Source organism: Streptomyces hilarionis, from assembly GCF_024539675.1.
Lineage (GTDB): Bacteria > Actinomycetota > Actinomycetes > Streptomycetales > Streptomycetaceae > Streptomyces > Streptomyces hilarionis.
Window position 1 is genome coordinate 1 of sequence record NZ_JAHHIT010000297.1, and the last position, 4,456, is coordinate 4,456.

The window sequence follows — 4,456 nt, forward strand, 5'->3', positions numbered from 1 at the left end:
GACACGAGGATCACCTCGTAGCGGGAGCGGGCAGGGCTGGGGCCGGGGCCGGGGCCGTTAAATCGCGTGCCCGGCACGGTCGTTCGGCCCTACACTCGCCGGACCGAGCGCGGCCCACGTCGAGGGCGGCGCACCGTGACGTGACGAACGAGGGGAGTCCGGCCATGCGTGACCACACCGCTGCCGTGGCTCCCCGCTCCCGCTACGAGGTGATCCTCGTGTCCACGTCGGTCCGGTGCTCGCCGCGCGGCCGGCACCGGTGATCCTGACGGACGCCTGAACACCACGACGCGTCGTCACGGCCCCTTCGCCTGACGATCCGTCATGCTCGGCGCCGTCCCGTGGACCGCCGCGGCCGCGCTCACCGGAGCGCGCGACGGAACGCGCCGTGGAGCCCGCCGTGCGGTGCTCCGCGAAGCCGGCCATGGATCACGTCAGGAAATCGCGCCGCCCGTTCCCGGAACACCCCGAAAGGCCAAGGGCCATGCGCAACCACCTCGACCGTCAGCTCCACGCCGTGCGCAACCTGGGCATCCTCGCCCATGTGGACGCCGGCAAGACCACCGTCACCGAGCGGATCCTGTACGCCACCGGGACCACGCACAAGCGCGGCGAGGTCCACGAGGGCACGACCGTCACCGACTTCGACCCGCAGGAGCGCGACCGGGGCATCACGATCTTCGCCGCGGCCGTCAGCTGCGACTGGGACGGTCACCGCGTCAACCTGATCGACACCCCCGGACACGTCGACTTCGCCGACGAGGTGGAGCGGGCCCTGCGCGTCCTCGACGGGGCGGTGGCGGTGTTCGACGCCGTGGCCGGCGTCGAGCCGCAGAGCGAGTCCGTGTGGCGGCAGGCCGACCGGTACGGCGTCCCCAGGATCGCGTTCGTGAACAAGCTGGACCGGGCGGGCGCGGACCTGGACGCCGCGGTGGAGTCGATCCGCACCCGGCTGCACCCGCTTCCGCTGGCGGTGCAACTGCCGATCGGCACGGAGGACGGCTTCACCGGCGTCGTCGACCTGATCCGGATGCGGGCCCTGACCTGGAGCGACACGGGTGGGGCGGTCGTCGAAGGAGACGTGCCGCCCGAGCTCGTGGCGCCCGCGCTGCGCAGGCGCCGGCTGCTGGAGGAGGCCGTGGCGGAGCGGCACCCGGCCGCGCTGGAGGAGTTCTGCGACCGGGAGACGCTCTGCGCGCGGACCCTGTCCGACGCCTTGCGCGACCTCACCCGCACGGGTGACGTGCTGGTCGTGCTGTGCGGGTCGGCCTACCGCAACCGGGGGATCGAACCGCTGCTCGACGCGGTCGTCGCGTATCTGCCGTCGCCGCTCGACGTCCCGCCGGTGAGCGGCGTCCGGGACGGCGCCGCCGCGCCGCGCGCCACGGGAACCGGCGGACCGGCGCCCGGCGACCGCCCGGGCGAAGAGGGCGGCGAGCGCCGTCCGGCCGATCCCGGCGCGCCGTTCGCCGCGCTCGCGTTCAAGGTGGCGGCCACCGCCACCGGACGCCTCACCTATCTGCGGGTGTACTCGGGCACGATCGAGAAGGGGGACCTGGTGTGGGAGTCGGGCGCACGGCGCACCGAGCGGATCGGCCGGATCCTGCGGGTGCAGGCCGACCGGCACACCCGGCTGGAGCGGGCGGTCGCCGGGGACATCGTGGCCGTCGTCGGGCTGAGGTCGGCCCGCGCGGGCTCCACCCTGAGCGCGCCCGAGGCGTCCGTCGTCCTCGAACCGCCCGGGGTTCCCGACCCGGTCGTGTCGGTGGCGGTGGAGCCCCGGACGAGTGCCGACGCCGACCGGCTGGCCTCGGCGCTCGCACGGCTGTCGGAGGAGGATCCGTCGCTCGTCGTCAGGACCGACGCCGAGACCGGTCAGACCGTGCTGTCGGGCATGGGCGAACTGCACCTGGAGGTGGCGGTGGAGAAGATCCGTCGCGGCCTCGGCCTGGAGGTCGCCGTGGGGCGTCCGCGGGTGACCTTCCGCGAGACGGTCGTCCGCGGGGTGTCCGGCGTGGTCTTCCGGCACGTCAAACAGGACGGCGGAGCGGGCCAGTTCGCGCACGTCGTCCTGGACGTCGAACCGCTCGGCGCGGTCGGCGGGGAGGGCGGGGCCGGTGACGTCGGGACGGGTTTCGCGTTCCGTTCCGCCGTCGTCGGCGGACGGGTGCCGCAGGAGTACGTGCGCGCGGTCGAGGCCGGCTGCCGGGACGCCCTGGCGGAGGGTCCCCTCGGCGGGCACCCGGTCACGGGGGTGCGGGTCACCCTGGTCGACGGGTCGACGCATGTGAAGGACTCCTCCGACATGGCCTTCCGCACGGCGGGCCGGCTCGGGCTGCGCCAAGCCCTGCGCGCTTGCGCGGTGGTCCTGCTGGAGCCGGTCGTCGAGGTCGCGGTGACCGTGCCGGAGGACGCTGTGGGAGGCGTCCTCGGCGATCTCGCCGGCAGGCGAGGTCGGATCACCGACTCGACCGTGCGCGGGGGCTCGGCGGTCGTCACGGCCACCGTGCCGCTGGCGGAGCTGTTCGGCTACGCGACCCGGCTGCGCAGCCGCACGCAGGGCCGGGGCGCCTTCACGGCGAGGCCGACCGGTTACGCGCCGGCGCCGTCGCCGACGGCGGCATCGGCGCGGTGATCCCCGCGGGGCACGACGTGGTCGCCCACGTCGTGCCCCGCGGTGCCGACGGCCGCTCGACTCGGCCGCCGGTCATGGACGTGCGGGCGCGTACGGCTCAGGGGTACGACACCACGGTCGACGGCACCGTCGAGGTGCCGGAGGTCGGCGCCCCGGTCTCGTTGACGACATGCTCGTACTGTCCGTTGCCGCCGAGGGAGACCACCAGCAGGTCGTGGAACTTCACGCCCGGTGTGTTCGGGGCGGCGAAGCCGTGGTGCTGGACGATCGTCGGGTCGACGTTGTAGTAGCAGTAGCTGCCCAGCCCCCAGCCCTCGTGCGCGGTGACCTTGTCGCCCACCTTGTAGGCGGCGTAGCCCTTCACCGAGCCGTTCTGGACCGCCGCCTGGTTCGGGGCGTCGTACGCCTTCTCGTTCTGGAAGAAGATCGTGCGTCCGCGCTGGCCGTACCACTGCACGTCGTACTTGTTGAAGTGCTCCACGAACAGTCCGGTCGCCAGGACGTCGTGGCCGTTGACGACCACGCCGTAGTCGGCCCGGTTGGTCTCCCAGCCGACGCCCTCGCCGTGGTCCGCGCGCCAGACCCAGGTGTGGTCGACGATGGTGTGCCGGTTGTTGATCACCAGGCTGGTCGTGGCCCTGCCGGCGCCGGCGCCGCCGATGCGCACGAACACGTCCTGCACGGTGGTCGGGTCGGCGGAGTGGTCGCGCGAGGCTCCGGGCGGCCCGACCTCCAGCAGGGTCGGCGAGTTGACCGGCCCGGCGTCGACGAGGAAGCCGGCGAGCCGGACCCCGTCCACGTCGGCGACCTTGAGCGCGGTGACGCCGTTGTCGGGGATCAGCGTGGCGTAGCCGAGGCCCAGCACCACCGTTCCGGCGCGGTTCACCCTGATCGGCTGGTCGAGGTGGTAGATCCCCGGCGTCAGCAGCAGGTCCAGGCCTTGCGCGAGCGCCTGGTTGAGGGTGGCCGCGGAGACACCGGGCCTTGCGACATAGAACCGCGAGAGGGGCCGCGAGGAGCCGCGCGGGGTGCCGTTGCCCCACGTGACCCCGCGGGCGTTCGTCCGCTTCGCGGGCAGGAAGACGCGGAAACCGCCGCCGCCGTCGACGTACAGGAACGGCTTCTCCCGGGAGACGGGCGTCGTGTCGAGCGTGGTGTACGGAGGGTTGGGGAAGCTCTGGGCGGGCGCCCCCTCCACGCCGGAGAACACCATGTTCCACACGCCGTTGAGCCAGCCGCCGATCGCGCTGTCCCGGGTGTACCACTGCTGCTGCGAGTACGGCCCGACCTCGCCGTCGACGCGGCTGTCGGCGATGTACCCGCCACTGGCCCAACCGTAGCCGGACGGGGCCAGGTTGAGGCCGCCGCGCACATGCATCCGGCGGAAGGGCGCCGCCTGGGCGACGGCCCAGCGGTTGGTCCCGCTGACCGGGACGAGCGCGAGGTTCTCCGCCGAACGCCAGAAGTTCTGCGTGGCGTTGCCGCCGAACCAGCCGGCGTCGACCGTCACGTCGCCGTTGATCGTGGTGTCGTCGGGGGAGAGGCCGAGGCCCGCGATGGAGGTGTAGAAGCCGAGCTGGGCGTTGAGGCCGTGGTAGACGCCGGGCTTGAACAGCAGCGCGTAGCGTCCGGCGCCGAACTGGGCCGACTCCTGCCGGCGGAACACCTCGTCGAGGCGGGCCTGGACGTCCGGCGTCGAGGGGTCGAAGACGAGGACGTTCGGCCCCAGGTCGCCACCGCCCGCCAGGGCGCCCCGACGTACCCCCGGCGCGGCGGCGGGGGCGGGGGCGGCGGAGGCGGGAGCGGCGGTGAGTGCGGCGA

The 4,456-nt window shown here is 73.5% G+C and carries 2 protein-coding genes; one reads left to right on the forward strand and one right to left on the reverse strand.

What is annotated here, in order from left to right; all coding sequences use genetic code 11:
- Positions 1-484: 484 nt before the first annotated feature.
- Positions 485-2,635 carry an elongation factor G gene (fusA, locus tag KMS84_RS37935; protein WP_256921108.1) on the forward strand — a complete coding sequence of 717 codons (2,151 nt, stop codon included), beginning with the start codon at positions 485-487 and terminating at the stop codon, positions 2,633-2,635.
- A gap of 97 nt (positions 2,636-2,732) precedes the next feature.
- Here the strand turns inward: fusA and KMS84_RS37940 are convergent.
- Positions 2,733-4,456 (reverse strand): pectate lyase-like domain-containing protein (locus KMS84_RS37940; RefSeq protein WP_256921109.1); only part of this gene is annotated, 1,724 nt, incomplete at its 5' end.

What these genes read in the sequence shown, in the direction of transcription:
- fusA (WP_256921108.1), top strand. Translation starts at nt 485, where the DNA reads ATGCGCAACCACCTCGACCGTCAGCTCCACGCCGTGCGCAACCTGGGC.